The organism is Paenibacillus tyrphae, from assembly GCF_000722545.1.
In the GTDB taxonomy this organism is placed as follows: domain Bacteria; phylum Bacillota; class Bacilli; order Paenibacillales; family NBRC-103111; genus Paenibacillus_G; species Paenibacillus_G tyrfis.
On sequence record NZ_JNVM01000036.1, the window covers coordinates 78,474 to 103,239 of the forward strand.

General features: G+C 44.1%; 17 protein-coding genes and 1 pseudogene. 13 read left to right on the forward strand and 5 right to left on the reverse strand.

Translation table 11 applies throughout. From position 1 onward, the window contains the following. Positions 1–10: 10 nt before the first annotated feature. Positions 11–7,807 (forward strand): SDR family NAD(P)-dependent oxidoreductase, encoded by a 7,797-nt coding sequence (locus tag ET33_RS30285; protein WP_051775834.1) that lies wholly within the window; start codon positions 11–13, stop codon positions 7,805–7,807. Positions 7,808–7,862: 55 nt separating this feature from the next. Here the strand turns inward: ET33_RS30285 and fabZ are convergent, their stop codons facing one another. Next, positions 7,863–8,288, reverse strand: a complete 426-nt coding sequence (gene fabZ / locus ET33_RS30290; protein WP_036691017.1) for a 3-hydroxyacyl-ACP dehydratase FabZ — start codon at positions 8,286–8,288, stop codon at positions 7,863–7,865. Between the two features lie 275 nt (positions 8,289–8,563). On the opposite strand from fabZ, the gene ET33_RS30295 reads away from it, so the two are divergent. The 12 genes from ET33_RS30295 to ET33_RS30345 all read left to right on the forward strand — a co-directional run bounded on the left by ET33_RS30295 (position 8,564) and on the right by ET33_RS30345 (position 22,705). Then, positions 8,564–9,268, forward strand: a complete 705-nt coding sequence (locus ET33_RS30295) for a hypothetical protein (protein WP_036691021.1) — start codon at positions 8,564–8,566, stop codon at positions 9,266–9,268. A 28-nt stretch (positions 9,269–9,296) separates the two neighbouring features. After that, the gene (locus ET33_RS30300) at positions 9,297–9,896 is read left to right on the forward strand and encodes an AAA family ATPase (RefSeq protein ID WP_036691025.1); all 600 of its coding nucleotides are present in this window, start codon (positions 9,297–9,299) and stop codon (positions 9,894–9,896) included. A gap of 666 nt (positions 9,897–10,562) precedes the next feature. Continuing rightward, entirely contained in the window at positions 10,563–11,591 is a 1,029-nt protein-coding gene (locus tag ET33_RS30305; protein WP_036691030.1) for a hypothetical protein, read from the forward strand. Beyond that, entirely contained in the window at positions 11,591–11,962 is a 372-nt protein-coding gene (locus ET33_RS40045; RefSeq protein WP_235206858.1) for a hypothetical protein, read from the forward strand. Before ET33_RS30305 ends, ET33_RS40045 begins: the two co-directional genes overlap by 1 nt. Before the next feature lie 101 nt (positions 11,963–12,063). After that, complete coding sequence (locus ET33_RS30310) at positions 12,064–13,197, forward strand: hypothetical protein (RefSeq protein ID WP_235206859.1); 1,134 nt, start codon at positions 12,064–12,066, stop codon at positions 13,195–13,197. 355 nt (positions 13,198–13,552) lie between these two features. Then, positions 13,553–15,067, forward strand: a complete 1,515-nt coding sequence (locus ET33_RS30315; RefSeq protein ID WP_036691034.1) for an AAA family ATPase — start codon at positions 13,553–13,555, stop codon at positions 15,065–15,067. A gap of 9 nt (positions 15,068–15,076) precedes the next feature. Further along, a complete protein-coding gene (locus ET33_RS30320) occupies positions 15,077–16,144 on the forward strand; it encodes an HNH endonuclease (protein WP_036691038.1) in 1,068 nt (355 codons plus the stop codon). Between the two features lie 746 nt (positions 16,145–16,890). Continuing rightward, positions 16,891–17,241: a hypothetical protein gene (locus ET33_RS30325; RefSeq protein WP_036691042.1), complete on the forward strand. Its 351-nt coding sequence runs from the start codon at positions 16,891–16,893 to the stop codon at positions 17,239–17,241. A gap of 281 nt (positions 17,242–17,522) precedes the next feature. Beyond that, the gene (locus ET33_RS30330) at positions 17,523–18,878 is read left to right on the forward strand and encodes a tyrosine-type recombinase/integrase (protein ID WP_036691046.1); all 1,356 of its coding nucleotides are present in this window, start codon (positions 17,523–17,525) and stop codon (positions 18,876–18,878) included. Next, entirely contained in the window at positions 18,878–21,013 is a 2,136-nt protein-coding gene (locus tag ET33_RS30335; RefSeq protein ID WP_036691050.1) for a site-specific integrase, read from the forward strand. Before ET33_RS30330 ends, ET33_RS30335 begins: the two co-directional genes overlap by 1 nt. Continuing rightward, the gene (locus tag ET33_RS30340; protein WP_036691053.1) at positions 20,970–21,431 is read left to right on the forward strand and encodes a hypothetical protein; all 462 of its coding nucleotides are present in this window, start codon (positions 20,970–20,972) and stop codon (positions 21,429–21,431) included. Before ET33_RS30335 ends, ET33_RS30340 begins: the two co-directional genes overlap by 44 nt. Positions 21,432–21,622: 191 nt before the next feature. Then, entirely contained in the window at positions 21,623–22,705 is a 1,083-nt protein-coding gene (locus ET33_RS30345; protein ID WP_036691055.1) for a hypothetical protein, read from the forward strand. A gap of 517 nt (positions 22,706–23,222) precedes the next feature. Here ET33_RS30345 and ET33_RS30350 read toward each other — a convergent pair. The 4 genes and pseudogenes from ET33_RS30350 to ET33_RS38705 all read right to left on the reverse strand — a co-directional run. Then, positions 23,223–23,417 (reverse strand): annotated as a pseudogene (locus ET33_RS30350) (tyrosine-type recombinase/integrase); the annotation flags it as partial. Positions 23,418–23,497: 80 nt separating this feature from the next. Next, positions 23,498–24,124 carry a DUF998 domain-containing protein gene (locus tag ET33_RS38005; protein ID WP_081890571.1) on the reverse strand — a complete coding sequence of 209 codons (627 nt, stop codon included), beginning with the start codon at positions 24,122–24,124 and terminating at the stop codon, positions 23,498–23,500. A gap of 11 nt (positions 24,125–24,135) precedes the next feature. Then, positions 24,136–24,438: an ATP-binding cassette domain-containing protein gene (locus ET33_RS36785; protein WP_051775836.1), complete on the reverse strand. Its 303-nt coding sequence runs from the start codon at positions 24,436–24,438 to the stop codon at positions 24,136–24,138. After that, positions 24,383–24,640, reverse strand: coding sequence for an ATP-binding cassette domain-containing protein (locus ET33_RS38705; protein ID WP_152570729.1), 258 nt, complete (start codon positions 24,638–24,640; stop codon positions 24,383–24,385). Before ET33_RS38705 ends, ET33_RS36785 begins: the two co-directional genes overlap by 56 nt. Positions 24,641–24,766: the final 126 nt, after the last annotated feature.

The window sequence follows — 24,766 nt, forward strand, 5'->3', positions numbered from 1 at the left end:
GTGAGGGAGCATGAGTTCCGGGATGACCAGAACTGAGATCAAAGAGATCCTGTTCGAGATCTTCGAACAGACCTTGGGTTTGGAACGCACCGAACTGGAGCAATCGGATACCTTCAAGGAACTGGGGATCGGATCGCTCAATGCGGTTGAACTGCTCGAAGCGATCAACGTCCGGTTCGACCTGAACCTGCCGACCAGCATCGTATTTGAATGTGCAGACCTTGAGTCTCTGGCGGTCTACATGGAAAAGCAGTTCCATACCTTCGTACAACCTGCAAAACAAGCACAGCCGAGGGTATCGGCACCAACGCCGACACCGAAACCAACACCAGCACCAGCACCGACACCCACTCCGCCCGCTCGCGAAGCACGGGTCGAGACCGATGAGATCGCCATCATCGGTCTCTCCGTCCGGAGTGCCGGGGCGAGCGATCAAGAAGAATTCTGGAACCTGATTCGCGACGGGAAAAAATGCATCAGCGAAGTGAGCGATCCGAAATTGCTGGAATACATCCAAGCCCATTCGTCCAATCCGTTTCCGATCAACTATGGCAAGATGGACGACATCGACCGCTTCGACCCGCTCTTTTTTAACATCTCGGCCATCGAAGCTGAGAAGATGGACGTCACCCAGCGTATTTTGCTGGAAGAAACGTACAAGTCTTTAGAAGATGCCGGCTACACCCCGACGCAGCTGCGCGGGCAGCCCGTCGGCACCTTTATCGGCACCGCCGGTTCCTCGGCGCTCGCTCAAGATTTTTCCCATTATTCCTTGCTCGGATATGACATCAGCATCCTCGCGGCTCGCATGGCGTACTATCTGGATCTGAAAGGGCCGGCGCTGGCGGTGAACACGGCCTGCTCCTCGTCGATGGTGGCGATCGACCTGGCCTGCCAGCAGTTGAAGAGCGGGGAGCTCAACCTCGCCATCGCAGGCGGAATCACGGTCTACAGCCATCCGGGCTCGTTCATCTCCATGCACAACGCCGGGATGCTGTCTCCCAATGGCGAGTGTCGTCCGTTTGACGATGGAGCGAACGGCATCGTCGTCGGCGACGGAGTCGGGGTCTTGATTCTCAAGCGCCTCTGCGATGCCGAGCGGGACAACGACCACATCTACGGCATCATCCGAGGCAGCGGCACCAACCAAGACGGCCAGACCTCCGGCATCACCGCGCCGAGCTTCCTCGCGCAGAGCCAGCTGCAAGAATCGATCTACCGCAAGTACGAGATCGACGTGGAAGACATTCAATACATCGAAGCGCATGGCACGGGCACCAAGCTTGGCGATCCGATCGAGATTCACGCCCTTAACAACACCTTCCGCAAGTTCACGACTCAGAAAGGCTTCTGCGGAATCGGTTCGCTCAAGGCGAACATTGGTCACACGACGGCTGCAGCAGGCGTGCTGGGCGTGATCAAAGTCTTGATGAGCATGAAGCATGGAGAGATGCCGCCCTCCATCCAGTATGCACAGGGCAACAAGCACATCGACTTTGCCAATAGCCCGGTCTATGTCAACACAGCTCGTCGCGAGTGGACGCCCAATCGAAATGGCAAGCGCCTGGCTGCCGTCAACTCGTTCGGCTACAGCGGCACGAATGCCCATGTGGTGATCGAAGACTATCCCAATCCGTCGCGTGCGGTTGCAGCGCCGATCAACGAAGCAATGCCAGGTCTGTTCGTGCTGTCGGCCCAAAGTGCAGAATCGCTGCAAGCCAATGCCGATGCCGCGCTCCGCTACCTCCGCTCTCACCCGGACGTCTCGCTCCCCGACTTCCTGTACACCTACCAAGTGGCGAGAGAGAGCATGGCACAACGGCTTGCCCTCGTTGTCAAAGACCGGGACCAGCTGATCGGACAGCTCGAACGCTACCTAGCAGGGGCCGGCAAGTCTGGAGAAGTCTTCGTGGGCACCATCGGCAAGAACGGCAGCGTCAACGGGATCAATCTGGCCGACACCGAAGAGGGACAAGCGTTCCTCCTGAGCCTGCTGCACAACCGCAAGCTCAAGACGGTTGCAGAACTGTGGGTCATCGGCAACCGGATCGACTGGGAAGGGCTCTACCTGGCGGGGACGGTCAAGCGACTGATCGGACTGCCGACCTATTCGTTTGCGCAAGAGCGCTACCCGTTGCCTGCGTTTGAAATCGTGCAGACAGGCTTCGACAAGCAGGCAAAATCTGCCGTCAACGCCTTGCATCCGCTGCTCCATCGCAACACGTCAGACCTGACCGAAATGCGCTACAGCACCGTCTTCACCGGCGAGGAGACCTTCCTTCGCGATCAGACGGTGCCGGAATTCGCCCTGTTGGAGATGGCGCGCGCGGCTGTGGAACAGGCGTCCGGCGCTCTGAAGGAAGGTCGCACCCGCCTTCGTTTGCAAAATATCGTCTGGGAGTCGCCGCTCGCAGTGGGTGCTGACGGGTCGCAGGTGCACATCGCACTGTACCCGGCCGCTAATGGCGAGATCTCCTTTGAGATCTACAACGACGAGGAAGAGCTGCACGCATCAGGAAGCGCCGTGCTGACAGAGGACGAAGCGCCACTCCTCGATGCGTCCACCTTGCAGGAGCGGGGCGCGCGCGTCACGCTGCCGATGGTGCCTTCGCAGTTTCTGCTCCATCCGCACTTGCCGGATGCCGTGCTGCAAGGGAGTGTGCCCGCCACCTTGCAAGAGGTCGCGATCTATGCCCCTTGCCCCTCCTCCATGTGGGTTGTGGCAGACGACGGCAACTTCACGTTCTGCGACGAACAAGGCAAGGTCTGTCTGCAAATCAGCGGTCTGCAAACGCAGAAGAACCGCCCGCAAGCGGTCTCTCCATCCGCCGAGCCGTTTGCCTTGATGACCTTTGAGGAGATCTGGCAAGAACAAGCTCGAAACAACCACGCGCCGTCCAACTTGAACACGCTGCTCTGCTTCCTCTCGAATGCGGAGGCTCAGCGTGCGGTCGTGGAAGCGGTGCAGGCGCGAAGCCCGCAGACGCAGGTCCTTTTCGTCGCGCAAGGGACATCCTGCCAGCAGGCGCTCCGCAGCGTCCAAGAACAGCAGGGGGAAGTTGATGCCTTGCTCTACCTCTGGCCGCTGGAAGACGCTTCGCTCGTGGAGGACACGAAACCGATCCTCGACATCGTACAAGCCCTTGCGACGACGAAGCTTAAAGCCAAGAGCCTGATGCTCGTCGGCCAGCACCGAAATGCGACCGAGCGTGCGTTCCTTGAATCATGGATCGGCTTTGAGCGCTCCTTGGGCTTGGTGCTCCCGGATACCCGAGCGGCTGTCGTGATGCAAGAAGCCGGGGCCGTTTCCTTGCAGGAGAACATGCATCTCCTTCTGGACGAGCTCAATGCTTCCAAAATCGAAAGCGTCCTCTACCAAAACGGCAAGCGCCACGTCTGCAAGGTACAGCCGACCCGCATCCAAGCCGGCTCTTCCACCTTGCTGAAATCGGGCGGCACTTACCTGATCACCGGCGGGCTCGGCGGTCTGGGCTACCTGTTCGCCGAGCATCTGGCTGGCAAACACCCGGTCAACCTGATCCTGACCGGGCGCTCGGCGCTCGATGCTGCCAAACAGGCGAAGATCGAAGCGCTTGAAAAACGAGGCAGCCGCGTCTTCTATCTGCAAGCGGACGTCTGTGACCGCACGCGTATGGAGGAGGGGCTTGCAGAAGCCCAGTCGCAGTTCGGCCGTGTTCACGGCGTCCTGCACGCAGCCGGCCTCGTCGGAGCCGAGAGCATTCTCGACAAGGATGACCGCCGGTTCCAGCAAGTGCTCGACCCGAAGGTCAAAGGAACGCTTCTGCTCGACGAACTGCTGCAAGGGGAGCCGGAACTTGATTTTACCTGCTACTTCTCCTCTTCGTCGGCGATCATCGGGGACTTCGGCTCGTGCGACTATGCGATTGCCAACCGCTTCCAAATGGCCTATGGCGAGCTGCGCAACGGGACAACATTCGTCATCAACTGGCCGCTTTGGAAAGCCGGGGGCATGCATTTTGAGAAGAAAGAAAACACGGAAGCCTACTTCAAGACCAGCGGGCAACGCTTCTTGGAAGTGGAAGAGGGCCTTGCGATCTTTGACAGCATCCTGTCGCAGAACCGCACCCAGCATCTTGTGATGGTCGGCCAGCCGAGCCGCATCGAACGTATGCTGGGCCTCACGAAGTCGGCAGCGCCCACTCCGGTGCCAGTGCATTCCGGCAGCAACACCTCTTCCGGCAAGGGAAGACGTCCGGAGATGAAAGGATTCACGCTCGAACAGTGCGTGGAGTGGGATCTCAAAGAGCAGATCAGCTCCGTTCTCAAGATTCCGCGCACCAAACTGGACGTCGAGGAGAACTTGGCCGATTTCGGGTTTGATTCGATCAGCTTGGCCGAGTTTGCCGGTTTCCTGTCGAAACACTACAGCATTGCCGTGACGCCCGCCTTGTTCTTTGAGCATTCCACGATCAGAGCTCTGACCCAGTTTTACGCGGTCACACATGGGGAGGCCATGCGGAACTTCTACCAAGAGCAAGCGGCATCCGCACCGGCGATCGCGGCAGCACCTGTCGCTCCAATCGTCAGCACCCCGTCCAAGCGCCCTTCGCGCAAAAAGACCGGCAAGGCGCGATTCGCGGCCGGAGGAGCGGTGCGCAGTGCGCAGGAGCCGATTGCCATTGTCGGGATCAGCGGCAGATTCCCGCAGGCGAGCAACGTGCAGGAACTGTGGAAAAACATCCGAGACGGAAAGGAAGCGATCACGGTCGTCCCGTCTGACCGCTGGGACTGGCGGGAAGAGAAGGGCATGGGCAAATGGGGCGGATTTGTCCCGGACGTCGACCGCTTCGATCCCTTGTTCTTTAAGATCTCGCCCAAAGAAGCGGAGTACATCGATCCGAAACAGCGCCTGTTCCTGCAGGAAGCATGGCATGCGTTGGAAGATGCCGGCTATATGGGCGAGCGCATTCGTGGAACCGCATGCGGCGTCTATGTCGGGGTGGAAGAGGGAGAGTACGGGTTCTTGGCCGGAGAGGACAGTCCGCTGAACAGCAACCAGAACGCCACGCTCGCGGCCCGCATCTCCTATGCGCTCAACCTCAAGGGCCCGAACATGGCGATCACCGCCGCCTGCTCGTCCGGTCTCGTCGCGATTCACCAAGCCTGCCAAGCCCTGCGCCAAGGCGAATGCGACATGGCGCTGGCCGGCGGTGTCAGCCTGTTGATCTCGCCGATGATCCACAACGGCATGGGCAAGCTCGACATGCTCTCCCCGGATGGCACCTGCTTTGTGTTCGACGGGCGTGCAAATGGCCTGGTGCCGAGCGAAGCGGTAGCTGTCGTCGTGCTCAAGCCGCTGAGCAAAGCGCTGGAGGATGGCGATCAGATCTACGGCTGCATCAAGGGCAGCGCCGTCAACTACGACGGCCAGACCAACGGCATCACCGCGCCGAGCCCTGCGAGCCAAGCAGACCTGCTTCATCAAGTCTACAAGCGCTTCGGCATCAACCCGGCCGACATCCAGTATGTGCTCTCCCACAGCGTCGGTTCCAGATTGGGAGACCCCATCGAGGTGCAGGCGCTCACCAACGCCTTCCGCCGACACACCGACCGGACGCAATACTGCGCGCTCGGCTCGATCAAGCCGTTGATCGGGCATACGTTCGCCGCATCCGGCGTCGTCAGCTTGATCTCCATGCTGATGGCGATGAAAGAGCGGACGATTCCGGCTCTGCACAACTATGAGTCGAGCAACGACTACATCAACCTGACAGACAGCCCGTTCGTGATTCATACCAAGAACAGATCGTGGACCACGGCCGATGAGCGCCCGCGCCTCGGTGCAGTCAGCACGACCGGCATCAGCGGCACGAACGCGCATCTTGTGGTCGAAGAATACATCCCGGCGCAGCAAGAGGCGGTCGACCACGAACCGACGGATGCACCGCAGATCATCGTCCTCTCCGCGAAGAATCGCGAGCGTCTGGACGAGGTTGCCGCACAGCTGCTCGCGTTCCTCGAAGCCGACGAGAGCTTGAAGCTGCCTGACATCGCGCACACGCTGCAAGTCGGCCGTGACGAGATGGAGGCGCGACTTGCGATGCTGGTACAAAGCCGCGACGAGCTGATGCAAGGTCTGCGAGGCTATTTGAAAAAAGGCGACGCGCCCATCGCGCTCTATCTCGGCGACCTGAACGAGTCTCATTCCGAGATCCTCGATCTTCTGGCCGGGATCACCGGAGAGACCGTTCTTCGAGCCTTGCTGGCAGAGGGCAATCTTGGAAAATTAGCCCTCTACTGGGCGAAAGGCGGCAAGATTCCTTGGGAAGCGCTGCAAGGCGGAGCGTCCGCCCGTCGCATCTCCTTGCCGACCTATCCGTTTGAGCGCCGCCGCTGCTGGCTGACCGCTCCGACAATCGCAAGACGAGAGCTGGCAACGCAGAGCCTGCCAGCAGTCGCTGCAGCTTCTGCTTCCGAGGCGGTTCCCGTCTGTGAGGAACAAGAGCTCGCCATCGCGGAGGATCTGCAGGAGCGAGTCATCGGCATCATCTCCGAACTGGTGGGCCTCACGCCTGCGGAGCTGAAGGTGAACAAGCCGCTCGACCACTACGGGTTTGACTCGATTCTGTTCATGCAGCTGCTACAGCAGATACAAACGCAGATCGACCCGTCCTTCTCCTTCGTCAAACTGAGCGAATGCCGATCGATGGAAGACCTGATTCGAGAGCTGGTCCCCAATGGGGCGACCAAGGCGAAACCGAAAGCGGAGATCGTGAGCCAGACTCCCGCACCGCCGCAAGCACCGCTTGCAGCACCGCCGGCCCAGAAGCCCGTGCAGACCAGCTTGTCGCAGTTCCCGGAACTCGTCCTGCTGAACCAAGCCACGGAAGGTCGTCCGATCTTCTGGATGCACGGGACGGCAGGCGGCGTCGGCATCTACTCGATGATCGCCAAAGTGAGCAACCGACCCTTCTACGGCATCAAAGCGCGTGGTTGGATGAGCAACCGCACCCCGATCCGAGGCATCTACGCGATGGCCGCGTATTACGTGCACATCATTCAGACCGTGCAGCCGGAAGGGCCGTATGACCTCGGCGGCTATTCGCTCGGCGGCCTCCTCGCCTACGAAGTGGCCCGTCAGTTGCAGGAACTGGGGCAAAAAGTGAACTCCATCATGTTCCTCGACACCTTGTATTCGGACAAAATCTACACCAAGACCATGTTGCCGGAAGCGATGTTCGATAGAAAAACCGCGATCCTGCAATCGTTCAACATGACCCTGCTCACCGAGATTCAGCACGAGCCGGAGAAGATTCCGACCACATTGATTCACCGTGATGATCTGGACCCGACGCTCTCGGATGAGGAATATTCCAAGCAGTTGCTGACCCTGGCCCGCGAGCGCGGCTACAAGCGCACGGAAGACTACCTGAACACCATGATTCAGAGTAGTTCTGACGTGCAGGAAGCGTTCGACCGCAGCGGATTTACCATCTTGCCGTTGCCCAATCCGCAAGAGGTCAGCGCCTATTTCTTCCGCAACAAAAGCGGCTCGTTCCTCGGGGCGCTGGAACCGTACTTCAATGTCAAGACGAGCCCCGTATTCGACCAAGGGGATTATTGGACCGAATTTGAACGTCAGATCGACGATTTCCACCTGTTCGACATCGACTCGTCCAACCACATGATGCTGCTCTCGGAACCAAAAGCAGCTGCGTCGATCCTTGCCTTCTGCCAAGAGCTCTACTCCGCATTCGGCCTGGAACCGACGTTCCTTGAAACGTTTGCCCACGAGCATCGCAGTCTCGTCGGCACCACTTCATAACGCCAAAAAGGGATTCTCACGCGGGTCGTGAGAATCCCTTTCTTTGTCTTCAAAATTAGTCTTTTTTGATCGCGAAGGTCAGTTCCGCTTCAGCGGCCAGCTCGCCGTCGACATAAGCAACGGCCTGTCCTTTGCCGATGACGCCTTTGAGTTTCGTGATCGAGACTTCGATGCGCAGTTGGTCGCCCGGAACGACTTGGCGGCGGAAGCGAGCACCGTCAATCCCGGCCAGGAAGGCGATCTTGCCTTTAAAGTCCGGCACGCTCAACATCGCGACGCCTCCAACCTGTGTCATCGCCTCGACGACCAGCACCCCCGGCATCACCGGAAATCCTGGGAAATGCCCTTGGAAAAACGGTTCGTTGATGCTGACATTCTTGATCCCGACCGCCTTTTGACCTTCCTCAACCGATTCAATTCGATCGACAAGCAGGAACGGATAGCGATGCGGCAACGTTTCGAGAATTTGGTTCGCGTTCATGAACGGATGCCCTCCTTTTATACGATATCTGGTAATGGATATGAGTATTATAGCATTCACAAGAAGAGAAAAGAAGGCATGAGGGAGGACAGGCCCGCGTTCAGGTCTTTAGGCTTAGATCGTCCGAAAGTACCGTCCCCAATGAGGTCTCCGTCCGTCGAGATCCACAAAATCATAGACCTCCGACAGCCCCCACGAACTCAGCGTTTGCCCGGCAAACCGCCCGACATCGGGGTCGCAGATGAGCGCCCGAATCGCGCGCGCCACATACCGCGATGAAGCCGCTGCATATTCACAAAAAATTTATAGATGCCTGTAAAGAAAAGAACATACCACTTACACAGTATCCCTTTAATACTGATCGTTTGGGGATACGCTCGTTGTATCGTTACTTAAGGAAATTGAATCTAAAATATTTTAGCAAAGCATCATCAAGACATGGTTACGATGCAGAGCAAAAATCGAGAAGAAGCGGCATAGGGGAACAGAACCATCCTGTGACCAGAACTCCATTTCAAAGAGTTCAATTTGATGCACATCGGATTGACGGCGTTTTTGCTATTGAATTAGTGACGCCTGATGGAGACATCGCCACTCGATGCGTTATTGGTAAGGCGATTAGCTTAAATAAGGAATATAGCGCGAGCGATGTTATGACTTGCATTCGAAACGCCATAATGCCTTACCTGCCAATCACGCTTGCCATTGACGGGTTATCGTCTAATGAGAACTTCCCGGAGCTGGAGTGGGCTGTTTTTGACGTAATATGTTTCGATAATGCGAAATCTCACTTGGGTAATTTAGTTAAGGACCGACTAAGAAGTAACAATTTACCAAAAGATCGTAAAGATGTATTGGAGCAAGCAATTAAAACAAACGAAGCTCTGGATAGAGCTCGGCAGTTGGTCAGGGAAGAAAAGGACAAACAGTCAGGCAGCATGGAAGATTTTCTATCAAAATACAGGACAATTACCTTTTAAGCTGATAAGTTAGGAGGGAGGGAATGGCATGAATAGACCAGTGATTCCAGCAGGAACTCATCCCATTGAACAAGGGGGATATATCCTTCCTACTATGGAAGTAAAACGACTTATGGAGAGTTTGACCAAAATCGTAATTAATCGGCTTCCAGGCATGATCGTGTACGGAAGACCACGGATTGGTAAAAGTATATCCATCGAATTTGCATTAAACTATTTGCCAATGCAATTGGGGACGCTCTTTCCGATTTTGAGGACAAAATGTAGTAGCTATCGCGTACCAACCGAAGAAAAGTTTTTTGGAGATATGCTTTCAGATTTAAAATTTCCATTTCCAGCGAAAAGAAATCCATCTGCGATGCGACAACAAATCGTAAATCTGATGTTAGAGCAGGGCGAACGATCCAGGATGCGCCGAATCATGCTTGTGATCGATGAGGCTCAAAGGTTAACGGAAATTCATTATAACTGGCTTATGGATATTTGTTCCAATATTACTTTTGCTGGAGGCCACCGGCTTTCGATTGGTGGATATCTTAAACCTAAAACAAGACGCATTAATCGAAATTGCTGGCGTTTTGCAACTATCAGTTCTCCGGTCATTAGATCGTTTTGCAGAGAGAGTTAATATAATTGATGAAAGTGGAAGAAGGTTCCATTTTAAAGCAACAGCTTTTAAACATAGATTTGTCTTAAGATCATGAAAGCTTGATTAAATATGGCACGAGATGCCAATGATCTATGCAAGAAAAATCTTGAAGGAATCGCTGCAAAATGAGTAGTTCCCAAAAGGGTTAGATTTTCACATTGTTGAAGATCAACCATACTGTCCAATGACACAAAAATGCCTACATAATTTTTTATGAGAAAGCTTGAGAAATCAAGCTTTTTAATTTTTATGTAGGGAAATTTGTGTCAGTAAAAAATGCACAAATTCCCATACATTGTAGTCTTGTGACACAAAACTACCTACATTGTAAGACTTCGATCATGGCAAGATCCTACAATAGGATCGGTGACTTGATCAAAGGCTCATGTCGAGTAAAGGATGGTGTCTTACATTAAGTTTTAATAAAGTCACAGGAGTTTAACACTTATTGTCGAATTAAAAAAACTATTCTTTGGTAACAAAGGTATTTTAATTTGACGAGCAGGGACATAAAAAGATTTTCCCTTGCGATTAAAGCGATTCATCGTAATATAAAAGGTACGAAAGTTCGGCATAAACTTAGGTGTTTTCCGATAAACGGAAAACTTCTCGACTAGAGTGAGGTAGAAAGGAGTATAGTGGACAATGGCTTATAAAGTAACTTCTTCAGAGAGACTAAGACCTTCTGGTGCTGAATATGAAACCAAAGCATTATTATATTTAATGAATTTTAGAAATGATAGTAATGATATATATTTCTTTGTTGTTGATTTTTTTAATGATTTAACTGGAATGGATAAGATGGGAACCAGGCTTTGGGATATGCAATCCAAAGGTGCTAAAACATCCTCTCCAAAAGCTATAGGTAAAGAGCTAGTTACATTATTTAAAAATTTTCGTAGTGAAATTGATTTTAGTTGTTTTCTTCTTTTTATGGGTGGCGTATCAAACACAGTCCGTATCAATAATTCTCTTAACATTTTTGATATTAGTAATATTAAACCCGACGCAATCAGTAAAATTAAGGAAGGGCTTTTAGAGGAATCCAATGAAAAAACATACATTGATTATGATTCAATAACTGATGAAGAAATTAATGCATTTTTAGAAAAAGTGCAATTTATTATTGATGATAAAAAACCTAGTGATTATGTTAAATCAATTGTAAAAATTCATCCTCGTATAATTCCGAACGAAGAAACACTTAATGCTATATTTAATGAAATAAGAGATCAGCAGTCAAGTAAAAAAAATATTGGTGTAGTTGAAAATATTACTATTGAAACAAGCTTTGAAGCTCTAGATTACTATCATCATCTAACAAGTAGTGAAATAAAGCTTCTAGTTTTAGGCAGGATAATTAACAGAAATCCATTTGATAAAGGTGTGCCACTTTCTTTTTTATCAACTTTGAATAGAGCACCTGTAGAAAAAAGAAAAATTGTTCTAGAAGATTGTCAGATCGCATTATCAAGGGCTCTATTTAATAAAAATCGTGCAGATGATTTTTGGTCATTATTTGAAAACGTATACTCAACAATTTCGTCTAATCCAAATGATGATATTAATTTGATTATTAGAAAATTAAATCCTGAATTAGTTCAAAGAAGTATTGACTTTGATGTTATATCATTAAAGTACTTTATATCTATTGTAAAGGATGGCGTGCAATAATGATTATTCAAAAGGTAGCTATCGGTAATTCCGAAGAAGCGTACGTTGAATCCTCGTTTTCAAAATCTTTAAACGTTATTTCAAGCGATGATAATAATCGTGGTAAAACTATATTAATTCAAAGTCTAATGTATTGTTTAGGTAATGTCCCTGTTTTTCCATCTACCTTTAACTACTTAGACTATTATCACATCGTTGTATTTTTAGTTGAAGACAAGCAATATACCCTCTGTAGAAAAGCCGATTCATTCATATTGAAAAACGATAACACTTTAATGGTGTTCGATAGTATATCTGAATTAAAAAGATACTGGACGAAAAAAATATTTAAACTTCCAACTATAATAAAAATGGTATTGAGAGGATCGTAGATCCAGAACTGTATTACCAGCTAAATTTTGTTGGACAAGATAAAAAGGATACCTCCAATATTGCAAATAAGGGCTATTACAATAAAGTTGATTTTTTTAACATGCTTTTCTCATTTGCTCATATTAAGGCACATAGCGAAAATATTGAAGATGTCGATATTGTTAAGAGAAAAATTAATGATTTAAAGGATGAAAGAAAAACACTCCTTAAGCAATATAAAATATTAAAGACAACAAATACGGCTGCAAGTTACTTAAGCAGTGTAAATGATAAATTAAACTTTAAGTCAAAAGTGGAAAGAATTGAGAGCTTGGCAGAACAAATTTTAGAATTTAGTAAATCAAGAAACGCAGCTTTATCAAGAAAAAATAAATATGAACTAACAATTAAAGAGTTAAAATCCCTAAATAGAACAATAGAATCTGGTGAATTAAGATGTATGGAATGCAATTCAACACATATTAGTTATAATAATGCAGGCAAACATTCTTATAGTTTCGAAGTTTCAACTCCTGAGATTCGTAATCAAATTCTGGAATCAATTTCTGAAAAAATTAATTCGTATAGTGAAGAAATTGAGGTTTATACTTTTCAAATAAATAAGCGTCAAGAAGAGATTAATAATATTCTTGTGCAAGATAAGATTAGTTTAGAGGTTATAGTTGCTTATAAAGATGAAATGTATAATGCTACTGATGCTGAAAAACGTATTAACGTTTTAGATAGTGATATAAAGAAATTAGAGGAAGCTTTACTCAGTAGCCATAATGATTCAGAAGAAATAATACAACAACAACAAGCCCTAATAAAAAATATTACTGATATAATGAATGCTACATATAAAGAAATTGATCCAGCAGGAAATCTTATCTTTGAATCCATTTTCACAAAAAGCAATCAGATATTTTCGGGTAGTGAAGCTACAGTTTATCATTTAATCAAGCTATATTCACTTGCAAAACAACTACACTATAACTTACCGATTATCGTAGATTCTTTTAGAGCTGAGGACTTGTCAACAGAAAAAGAATCAATTGTCTTGGAGTTTTTCTCAAAATTAGATATACAAGTCATATTCACTACCACCCTTAAATCTGAAGAGGTAGGTAAATATGATAATATAGAAACAATAAATCATATTGATTATTCAAACCATGCTGCTAGTAAGATACTAGGTAAAGAATATTTAAAAGAATTCGAAACGCTAACAGAAGATTTCTCAATAAAGTTATAATATATTATTAAATAAATACGAATAATAAAGCCTATTCTTGATCAACTTGAATCGGCTTTATTCTGTGTTGGTTAGTATCCGCGAGGCTGTAAAGTGTAAACTCTCAAACCCAACCGATATATGTGATAATGGAGCACCTTCGTCATTCTTGGCAAGATGGCAGAGAATTGGTAGAAGTTAAGTGGTTAGATTGATTAAAATATCTCCGAGATCTGTGTATGGCCAATGTACAAAGTTTTTCTATAATGACGAAGATGGTGGCGAGTGCTGGGGCTGTTTACGACATATTCGGATGAACATTATTTGGCGCTTCACTACAAATTTGCTGAATTTTTAAGATATGAGAGGTAATTGAATGTTTATTAAAAAAATACATATTGGGAAGTACAAAAAACTAAATGGTTTTGAGGTGATTTTTTCAAGAGCAAAGAATGTAAAATTTAATTTATCGGTTTTAATAGGTGAAAATGGAACTGCAAAAACGACAATACTACAAGCAATTACGAATCTGTTATCTGACTCTATTGAGAAGAATAAAATGATCGATTCCTATATGGAATATGAAATTAACAAGGATAATCTAATAACAGAACATACGATAACTACATATGATACAGCTGTGCAGCTGCCAAGTAATCTTATAATTTCATCTTATACTCCGATTGAGAAAATCTATATGCTTGCCAAGAAATCGGAATTACCAAGGTGTCCAATTATTTATTCAGAAATGGGATTTAGTAAATTAAAATTTATAATTAAGGAATTCGTCTCTGAGAATTCTGTTAAAACCAAAAAGATGAATCATATTGTAGATTACATTGGATATTATCCTGACCAATATTTCATTGAATTTAGTAAGTCAACAACCTCCACGTCAACTCTGGGTATTTTCGGGAGTGGTTTGTTGAAGGGGGGGTATGATGATGTTTCTGAGAAGTTTTTAGAAACATTAGACCAAAATATAGAGATAGAGAGTCTAATTCAAGAATACGAGCTAAACATTGGATTTTATGATAGATCAATTAAGTCAAGGAACATATTATCACAATACATAATGAAATTTCGAAATACTAATAGATCATTTAACGACAGATCTAGACTTTCGGCGACTCAACAAGAGCGAGTGTTTTTAGAATACGTTTATATATTGTTAAAAATTAAAAAATTTTCAAGTATTTATTCTGAAGTTAGAGATACATATTACAAAGGTAACACCCAGAGACTTGTACATTCTTCAAATTTAATGAATTATTTTAATGGACAGATTGAATTTTATAGGGATCTAGAGTGTTTAGAGATGTTCAATAAGTATCCTATTTCTGACTTATGGTTTAGTTCAGTTAATGACACTCCTGATACTGTACCTTTATCTTACTGGAGTTCCGGTGAATTGAGTTTATTCTTAAGACTAATTGAAATAGCGAACTCAATTTCCGAAAACTCACTTTTATTAATCGATGAACCAGAAACAAATTTACATCCAAAATGGATAAATAGTTATATTAACATATTAAAAGAGATAATTGATGTTAATTGTCATGTAATAATTGCTACACATGCCCCATTAATCATTTCAGATATACCAAAAGAAAGTATTATTTTACTTAAGAAAGAAGGATCTTCTGTCAAACAAGCTTCGATCGAAGAGAAAACTATAGGTCTTGAGTATGAGGAAATTTTAAAGAAAATATTTGATGTTAACGAAAAGGAAGACACTGCGCTTGAAAGCTATGAAAAGGAAATTTTAAAACACATTCAAAATGAGAACATTAAATCAGCTATTGAATTATACGATCAATTGGGTGATAGTCCAACTAAATTTAATTTATTTCTAAAAATAAAAAAAACTCTACAAAGCAAGGATGAGTAATTAATAGTCATGTATAAAGTTACAGAAAATATTAATTTTCTTAGCCCATATCACAATTTCATGTGCAAAATTTTAAAAGCAATGAGAATGACATTAAGAACTAATCACAATTTTACAATTAATGAATTAAAATCGAACATTCTTTCTATCAATCCTGATGTTCGTGGATTTATCAATAGGGGAGATTTCATAGATAATATTTATAAATTAAAGAATTGCCCTATAGATTTATGTAAAGAGTATGGAAAGTTTGTAAGCAGATACAAATCTGTTCTAAATGGTAAATGGAAGGGGAAGTCTAAATTAACTGATGAAACAAGTAAGGAATTTAAAGCTATATTCATTTTCTTATATGAAAATTTGTTAGGATACAAGACTTTTAATATAGCATTATTTCAAACAACCAGTTCTTTAGATGATTTTAGAGCTGTGATGTCACTTAATCAGGTATGTCCTTACTGTGACATTACCAAAGTTAATAAAGATATTGTATCAGTAGACCACTTCTTACCGAAAGCTGCTTATCCCATATTGTCCATTTTTCCTGATAACTTAATCGTAGCATGTAAGGCGTGTAATGAAGTTATTAAGGGAGAGAAAATTTATCTTCCAATAGCTCATCCTTATTATGAAGAAATATCTAACCTCTTCACATTCATAATTAGGGAAAATGATACCGATAGATTTGAGATAGAGTTTGCTATGAATCAAGAAAACTCTAGACTTACAACTCAAAAAGTTGTAAATTTTTTGAAACTGTTTGAGATTGAAGAAAGATATGAAAAATATATGACTGCAGAATTACAAGATTTCCGGGCTGAAGTACGAAAAAGAGCTATATCTGAACTAAATGGGATAGCTCAGACTCGTTCTATAACTAATGCTGATATTAAACATTGTACTCTGAAACATTTTAGTGAAGCTGTTATAGATAATAGGAATCTAAAGCGAGCAGTCGATGGTTCAAAAATCAAAAATGATTACATAAATCAAATTATTGCTAAGAATGAATTTCAGAAGGATATAGAATATATAGAAACTCATTTTTTTGGTTTTGCTTCAATGATAGACAACTAGACTACATTTTTTATCATATGGAAGTAGATATGACGACGGGAAATTGAAGAGAAGATAAAACCACTTTCGCCTGATATAAGTCGACATAACACAATATTTGTCTATTTTATCGCGATGCATTTTTAACATATTTCAACTGCACGCAAGTTCGACTTGGCACACGTATTCAAAAACTTGTCGAATCAGGAAAAGCAAAAGTTTTCACGTCATTTTATATTCAAGAGCTAAAAACCATAAGCAGAAGGCCATAGTAAGCTAAATGATAGCGGTTAAGATCGCAATTGTCCCACGGGTACGATCGAGAGCAAGGGAGCACGCCATTCCCCGGATAGCCGAGCAACTACGCCAACCGGCGTTGCCCACATCGTAATTTTTTAACGCATACGCGAAAATCATCAATGCCAACCAAAGCGGATGGTAGTTAACTCTTTTGAGAAATATCTAAATAAAATGATTTTATCAGATCATTGTCATTGTATTAGAAGATTCTCGGATTTATATAAAGCAAGACAGGAGAAGGAATTTCCAGAGATCTGTCCTTACGCTTATGCGTATGTTTTTGGAAAGAATCATTCTATAATATAAATCCCTTTTACAATGAAGTTGCGCCGCGGAAGAAGAGGGGGCTTAAAAGTATCGAACTTCCAATATTTGTTAACAATGAATGTATCAAAGAAACTATTTACTACATCACAAATAGCTATGAAAAAATAAACATAAGTACATTAATTTGGATCGTTAGGCATATGGTTTGGATTGTTGCGAAAAATCATTTTTCTGAATGGATCATTTTAGCAAAAGAAAATGCAGCTAAAAGTATTAGGCCGCTAACTAAATATGATAATTTCAGCTCATCTGATATATTTTCATTTGTAATTAACGAAAAAGACTCGACCATAGAACTTCATCAAAGCAAAATTAAAGACGATAAGACTAAATTAAATTGTCCATACACTGAAAAAAAATATAAGGTTATCCAGAAGGAAGAAATTTCTCATTTACCAATGAGGCTTGCCATTAACCCTGGTTTTATTAATGAGAAAAAAGCAGCAGAGAAATATCTTGCTGGATTAAAAGTTTTTTCAATTGTAAAATAATAACGCGTTGCCGGGGCGGCGTGAATGTAGGGAAATTTGTGTCATTAATTTAGGGAGATTTGTTTTGTGTCATTAGACAAATGTATATAGAATAAAGGGGTTTGGTTGATTTGGAGACATATGTATAAAATACTATATATTCTTTAGTTATAAGTTTGATTGACGAAGCTATGCTAGACCTGTATTCTCTTATAATGTGTCACATGATATTGGCGCGTCCCGTTTTTGTTATCGGGAGTGGCCTTTTTTTATTGCCTTTGAACGGTTGTTAAGGGGGAAATATGGGGAGCTATTTTCATCAATACTGTCCAGAGGGGACAGTTAGTAAGTACAGACTCATCGTATTTGATGATGAGAAGAAACCATTTATACCTCTCACCGAATATTATCATCATCAAATTACTAGGATTGGTGAGAGTTCTGTTATTGCGTATTTAAATGCTTTGGAGCCTTTTTTCTACTGGCTAAAGCATAAGAGTCAATATCAGGGAAGATTAGTTCAATGGAATGATGAAGCAGCTGCAGTCCAAGTAGCCGTTAGAGATTACTTAATTTTGAAGATGGAATGTAAAGTTCGAGGGCGAGACGGTTATGAAGGAATCTACCTGACAAGCAAAAGCTCTAAGACGGTGAACCTGTTCTTAGCTGCGGTTAAAGGGTTTTACAAGTCGATGATATATCTTAAGCTATATGCCCATAATAATCCACTAGTCGACATTCACTTCGAAGATAGATTTGGTGGACAACCTGGTGTACGAGTCGATCGACCTAAAATGCCTCAGGCGGCAGGAACTGAAGATCCTATATCGCATCGTAAACAAACAGATTCATATTTCAAGGTCATTAATGATGAATGGGTCCCAGAAATAATCGGAGATTGGGATCTTCCATATCGAATTTATAATGCTGGAGAGGCTAGTAATTGGAGCCTGCGAGATGAAGTCATCTCCCGATTTTTATTTGAGACAGGAGCTAGGATATCAGAAATTTTGGACTTAACTGTAGGCGATTATAGGAAGAGAAGCGATATCCATGAATTAGCTGCTATGAACAAAGGTAGTTTTAAAAGAAGGATCAAATTTGTTCGCATCTCACCTGAGACACTCAAATTATTAATAAAATATGTGAATACGGAAAGACGGCTTTCCGCAAGCTCTCAAATGAAATTCAATGATCTCCCGGATGATGAGCCATTATTCTTATCCTCTCGGGGCACTGATTATACGTATACTGCATTTTATTGGAATTGGAGTAAGTTCACGAAGCAAGCAGGGATAAAACTGAATCCGCATAAGGCCCGGCATTGGTTTGTCACGTCGATGCTAAGGGGAATCTATGAAACATCCGATACAGCCGGCCAAATTGAAGATAAGAAGAAGCAGCTGATTGAGTACATGAAGTGGAGAGATCCAGAAACCTTATCGATTTACGAGCATTATTACGATGAACAAAAATTTAGAGATCTCCATGAAAGATTGCAAGAAAATTACTTAAAGCGTGAGAAAGAATTTAAAAACAAGGCAAAGAAAAAGAAAGTTATTAACCAAGAACCAGGTGTGCATTCTGATCTAAAGCTTTTAAACGAGGGACATGCAGAAGACTGGTTAAGCGAGTTTTATGAAGGGATGGATTCATAATGAGTGTAAACAACAAAGTACCAACCGAGAGTAAAACGTGGCAGATTCAGTTAGAAAACAGAATTGTCGATGTTATTTTATGTTTGTGCGATTTAGACGGAGAATCATTTTGGAATAAGGTCGAAGAAAAAAATCTTTCATATTTTATACGAAAATCCGCGGGTACCCCTTGGGGGAATCATTTTGCACTCGCACTTCTTAGTCTATCGAATCGTAATTTGTCTCCGGCATCAATTCTAAGTATGACGACAGTCCTAAATGCCCGATTCAGCGATCTGTTTCATCATTTTCAACTTTCATCAATGGACGAATTTTCACCTACACACGTTGAACAGTATCTATCAGGCCAGATACTTAAAGAGCATTCCGATCGTCAGAGACAATCTTTTTTGAATTTTTATGGGTCACTCACTTTTAACCTTAATAAATGGGTTGGATCTAAATTCACAGCTGAAAAACAAGAAGAGTTGGCACCATACGTACTACCGATACTGCCTTTTGACAATCGAGATTTTTCTGTGCGCGAGAAGGCAATAACAACAGCAAAAAACAAACGGAAAGAAGATACCTCGGCTGTAACGCCGCTATTACCCGAAATAAGGGCGGAAGGTCATCTTCGATGGAATCAGGTTCGTCGACTGCGCGAAGCGTTCAGAAGTACAGTAGCAAAGGTTAGAGTAGAACGTATTACCTTGCCTATTGAATTCAATTACGACGAAACTGAATATGCTGGTGAGCGATGGTACTTTCAACTTGTTGATTTGAAAGGGCTTGGTAGTTACCAGGGGAGAAGGAAAACTTATCGAGAGTTTAATGATGAGGATATCGTTCTTGAATTCATTAAAGCCGAAAAGCTCGATGATGGTTCTGTCGCAGATGGTCCTTGGTTTTTGGATTTGCTGCGCATGAGATTGTTGGGCAACTGGGCAACTGATTACATTTCAGACGAACATAAGAAAAACTGCATTGATTATTTGAATCAATGGGGGTATGACATAAAAGAGGGCGGAGAAATCCCTTCACCTTTCTTACCTCGAAATAAAGGACTCTTGATTCAGGGTTTTGAGGCAACACGCACTGCTAGGCTGACAAATAGACTCTTAATCAATATAGAGCCTATTTTTGTTGCATGTATGTTTGCAAAATTCGCCTTAGATGTCATTACTTCATCCGGAGCGAGAATGAATGAACTCCTTCAGATCAGTTACGATAAGGATTGCTGCGTGGTTACAATTGATAAAAGCATGGATCCACCAAGGAAGAATTATATTTTTCGACTAATCCCTAAGGGAAGAGAAGAGGCGGAAAATTATTACATGCCTGAGGACGTCTTTAAGTTTATGAGTGAAATATTGAAGACGTTGAAGGATTCCTATAAGTCAGATACGCTGCCTGATGTTGAATTTAGAGTGAATAATCGAAAGCACCTGATGTCGCAAAATAAGAAGTACATCTTTCAGTATCAGAATCAGCACATAAACGAGTTCTCAATAAATGCGATTTTGCGGTTCTTATTGCACGGAATTGTGGTCCAAACGGCTGAGGGAAGCCAAGTTGTCTTCAAGGCACACTTACTCCGTCATGCTTTTGCGACTCATGCAGCTCAAACGGAGAAGATACCGGTGGATATTGTGAAAACCCTACTCCACCAAAGAGACATTGAGGTTACTACTTATTATTCTGCACCGACAAAACAACAGATTTCATCGTCCATACAAACGCTTCATGAAAACTGGGTATCGTATATTGATATTCAAAAAGGAATTCTAAGGGCTCCTGATGAGCTCAAGGATATGTTTGAAGAGTACCGCGAGAGAGTTGGAACATTGTCAAAGGTGGTCGGTGGGATATGCACGATTGATTCAGTATGTCCGACAAAGATGGCCTGTGTTGGTTGCGGTGCAAAGGTTCCAAGACCGGAATTCAAAGAGGAGATCCTTGCTTATTTTAACTGGGCAGACGAAAGTGAGAAGAGGTTTGAAAAACAAGGCTTAGCTCTTGAAGCGAAGAAGATGAAAATAGCTAAAAACCGTGCCAAACATGAGCTAGATGAAATTCGACTTATCGAAAAATACCAAGGGGACGAAATGTATGAACCGGGAATCCGATTCTCCAACAATGGATTGGTTATATGATGTTTATGAAAAAAAGAAGAGGCGTGCATTTGAGTTGGGAAAACAAGCTACAGATCTCTTAGCTAGCGAATCCAAAAGAATTTCTCATCGAGCAGTTGCTCAAAAATCGAAAGAAATAGACCCTGATGGAATCGGAATACATGCCAATACTATTCTTTCAAACAAAGAGTTGCATGAATACATCTCCCAGCACTCGACTTCAAAGAGTTCTAAAGCTCGGAAAGCGCCTAAAATGCCACAGGAGGAGCTTTCAAATATCTTTAAACAGGTTAAGGAAGACCGAGATATAGAACGCGTTAGAAGGCGGTATATGAAGCTTTCAAAGTCAGAGCTTGTGGAGTTGTTAATCCAATCAGAGCAATACATCGCACAGAATAATAAGCTCTGGTTGAAAGAAGAATTTGAAAAGCACCAGTAAACATTAGTACGCCGTACGTGTCTGATGAAAATAAAGTTCTATACTGGCGCGGCGGCGTTAAGCTAACGGGCAGATTACGCTAATTCAATATGGTGATATAATTATCGTAGAAAAAACGCATTTGCTAGGCTTCCTAAAGAGAGTCTCAGGGGGCGAAGTGCGAAAATACTTTAATTTGGGGGAGATTAAAGGTGGATGACGTTTCTTTACTTAAGCTAGGATTATCGGAAGATGAGAAGAACTCTTTTGATAAGAATAAAGTTGAATTTAACAAAAGAGTAGGTAGCCTTCTCAAGGTAAGTAGAGCTGATGCTAAAAATGCTGAGTGCTTTATTTGTGGGAAGGAATGTAGTAGTTTCTGCAATTCACATTTAGTGCCCCAGTTCTGCCTTCAGAACATATCCGTTGAAGGTAAATTTTACCATTCCGGTAATTTAGTTGATATGCCTATGCTGGATAAAGACAAAGGAATAGGTGAGGCAGGTACTTTTAAGATTATCTGTAGAGAGTGTGACAGTTCGGTTTTCAGTGACTATGAAAATCCTGAGGCTTACTATCAAGGACCAACCGACAAGATGCTCGCTCAAATAGCTATGAAGAATAACTTGAAAAATATCAGTAAAAGGCAACTGGAAATTCAATTGTATAGAAATATGGCAAAAGAATTTGGCAAACATGAGTTGATGAGTCAGATGGAAGGTATAGGGTCAACAGACCTGGAGGAGTATATTGACGAATTCAATTATGCTAAAAAAGCTTGTCAGTCAAAATGGGATAATAATTATTATTTATCGTATTTTGAATCCATTCCTTATGTTGTGCCAATCGCATTCCAGAATAATATCGCCTTAGTCTCGGACCTTGAAGGTGGCACCATCAATGACATATATAATCACTTAAGTGACTATGTAATAAAAAGTGTTCATATATGTGTCTTTCCGCTCGCAAATCACAGCGTAGTAATGATGTTTTGTAGAAATGGTGAAAATAGATACTCGAAATTCTTTAAACAATTCAAAAAATTATCGTCTGAAGAAAAGTTGAAGGTTATTAATTACATTATTTTTAGCTACTCTGAAGATTATTATTTTTATAAAGGAATCGACCAAGAGATTTTTGGCAATGAAAGCCTGAAAGATGTAGCAAAAACGACATCCGTTTCGGTCGCCGATAGTCCGTTTGCTGATTCATTAACAGCAGCAAAGGAAACATATGATTTAAATAAAAGAGATACCATTCCTAATTTTTTTAGTGAAACCTATAAGGTTGTTTAAAATTAAAGCTTACATTATAAGCGGTCCCAATCATTCTGGTTGGTATCGCTTTACTTTGTTTAAGGTAACAAGGTTGTGGGAAGAAAAACAACTTAGTATTTGAAGCGATAAAAAACAACTAATAAACAACTTATATAATGTGGCACATCATATAAGAATACTTGATGCACAAGGCTTTGAGTCTTCATATAGACATCTGTACAAAATACGGGTTTTGTGAATATGTTATTATTAATAAAAGTTTACATAATAATTATTATGTAAACTCGTCTAAACATACTCCTATTTGTGTCACAAAGATTATCCCTTTTTATAAACAAAAATCAATGTTTTGCTAGCGGTTAGAGATCAGAGATCACTTCATTGTAAAGTGAAGCTTTGTGTCACTGTGATCTCCGTGCCCTAGAAGTTCGGCGGTGGCCAACAGATTCAGCCCCTTCACCATTACTGTAGCGCAGGTATGCGAATGAATCAATTTACGTTGCATAAAGCCCTTAAAAGTCAATAATAATACATTCTATGAGTCCATCCTATTTAATGCTTCTTTCATCTCAGCATTGGTCAGATGAGTATATATCATTGTAGTTTGAACTGAATTATGACCTAATTGTATTTTTAGTTTAGGGACATCATTGTTTTCTTGGTGATACCTAGTCGCGAATGAATGCCTTGCGTGAACAGTCATTGAAGGCTTACCAAATGATAAGGCGTACCCATCCGTGATCTGGTTCAACAATTCCTCGTCGGAAATCATAGGCATCCCTCCCTTCTCCCGGCTCATTTCTTTGGCTCTTATTTCTCGAGACTGTCTGTATCGGCTTGCCGTTTCGATCGAATCCGCTTTCGGAGCATATAGGCACCTACTCCGATCGGGGTGTAAGCCGTAAATGCCAGTATTCGTTGCAGAAGTCCCCTGATCATAGATTTGTCGATTTCCACCATTCCGCTTATGATCGGGATCATAGCCGCAAACAACAAGATGTTGGCGACGAGGTAGCCTTTCAAAAGCCGCGAATCGCTTTGTTTCCACAATGCGATGGCAAAAATAAGCGGAAGCAGGAACGTGCCGATCCCCCACATTCCTCCGCTATGTCTCGGGTCGGGACTCGGGAATATTCCCGATAATAAGGTGCCGAGTCCGTTTGAACAAACGGCGATCGATGCGATCCACGCCAAAAATGGGCGGGTTCCAAGACGCAGGAACGCATGCAAAAAACCGAATGCAGCAATAAGAGTCGCGATACCGAGCAAAATAATCGCCGCGTTGACCGGCAACGGGTAGACGGCATGATTGGAGCCGAGATCGCTTGCGGTATTCCTTATAAAGCTATAACCCGGGTAAAACGGCGCGGCGATAACGGGGATACCGAAATAAAGAAACGTTGCGGCCGCTCTGCTGCGGAGATAATAAACATCTATTCTCTTTCATTCTACGTGGCCTCCTTCCGCCCCTTCCTTTTATGGGGTCCTGCCGTCGGTTCGTCGACGATAATCAACTTCGGCGATCCGAGCATCGCTTGAGTGATTCCGATCCGCTGCTTCATGCCACCGGAATAGCTCCCCATCCGCTTCTTCGCTTTATCGGTCATATTCACTTGTTCCAGCAGCGAAACAACCTCCTCTCTCCGCTTGCGCGAATTCGTTATTCCTTTCATCAGCGCCACATAATCGAGGTACTCATAACCGGATAAGTTGCCGTATAAACCGAACTCCTGCGGCAAGTACCCGAGCACCGCCCCGAATCGCCTGATTGTCCCGCCCTAGCTTGTAGTCGCCGATCTCCACGCTTCGGCAGCACGGTGGCGAGAGCGTCGTTTTCCCCGCCCCATTCGGACCGAGCAGCCCGAATATGCCCGTTTGTATCGTTAAGGTGACCCCGCTTATCGCATGCAAGGCGCCGTATGTTTTCCCCAAGTTGGTAATCCGAATTTGCACAGGCTCCCGCCCTCCTCCAAAAATAACCGGCTTGCTCGGTGTTCGCGTGCGTTGAGCATGCTTCGGCTAGTATAACGAGCATGTAACTAAAAAGATTTGGCATGGCAGGATTTTTTTGAAATATTT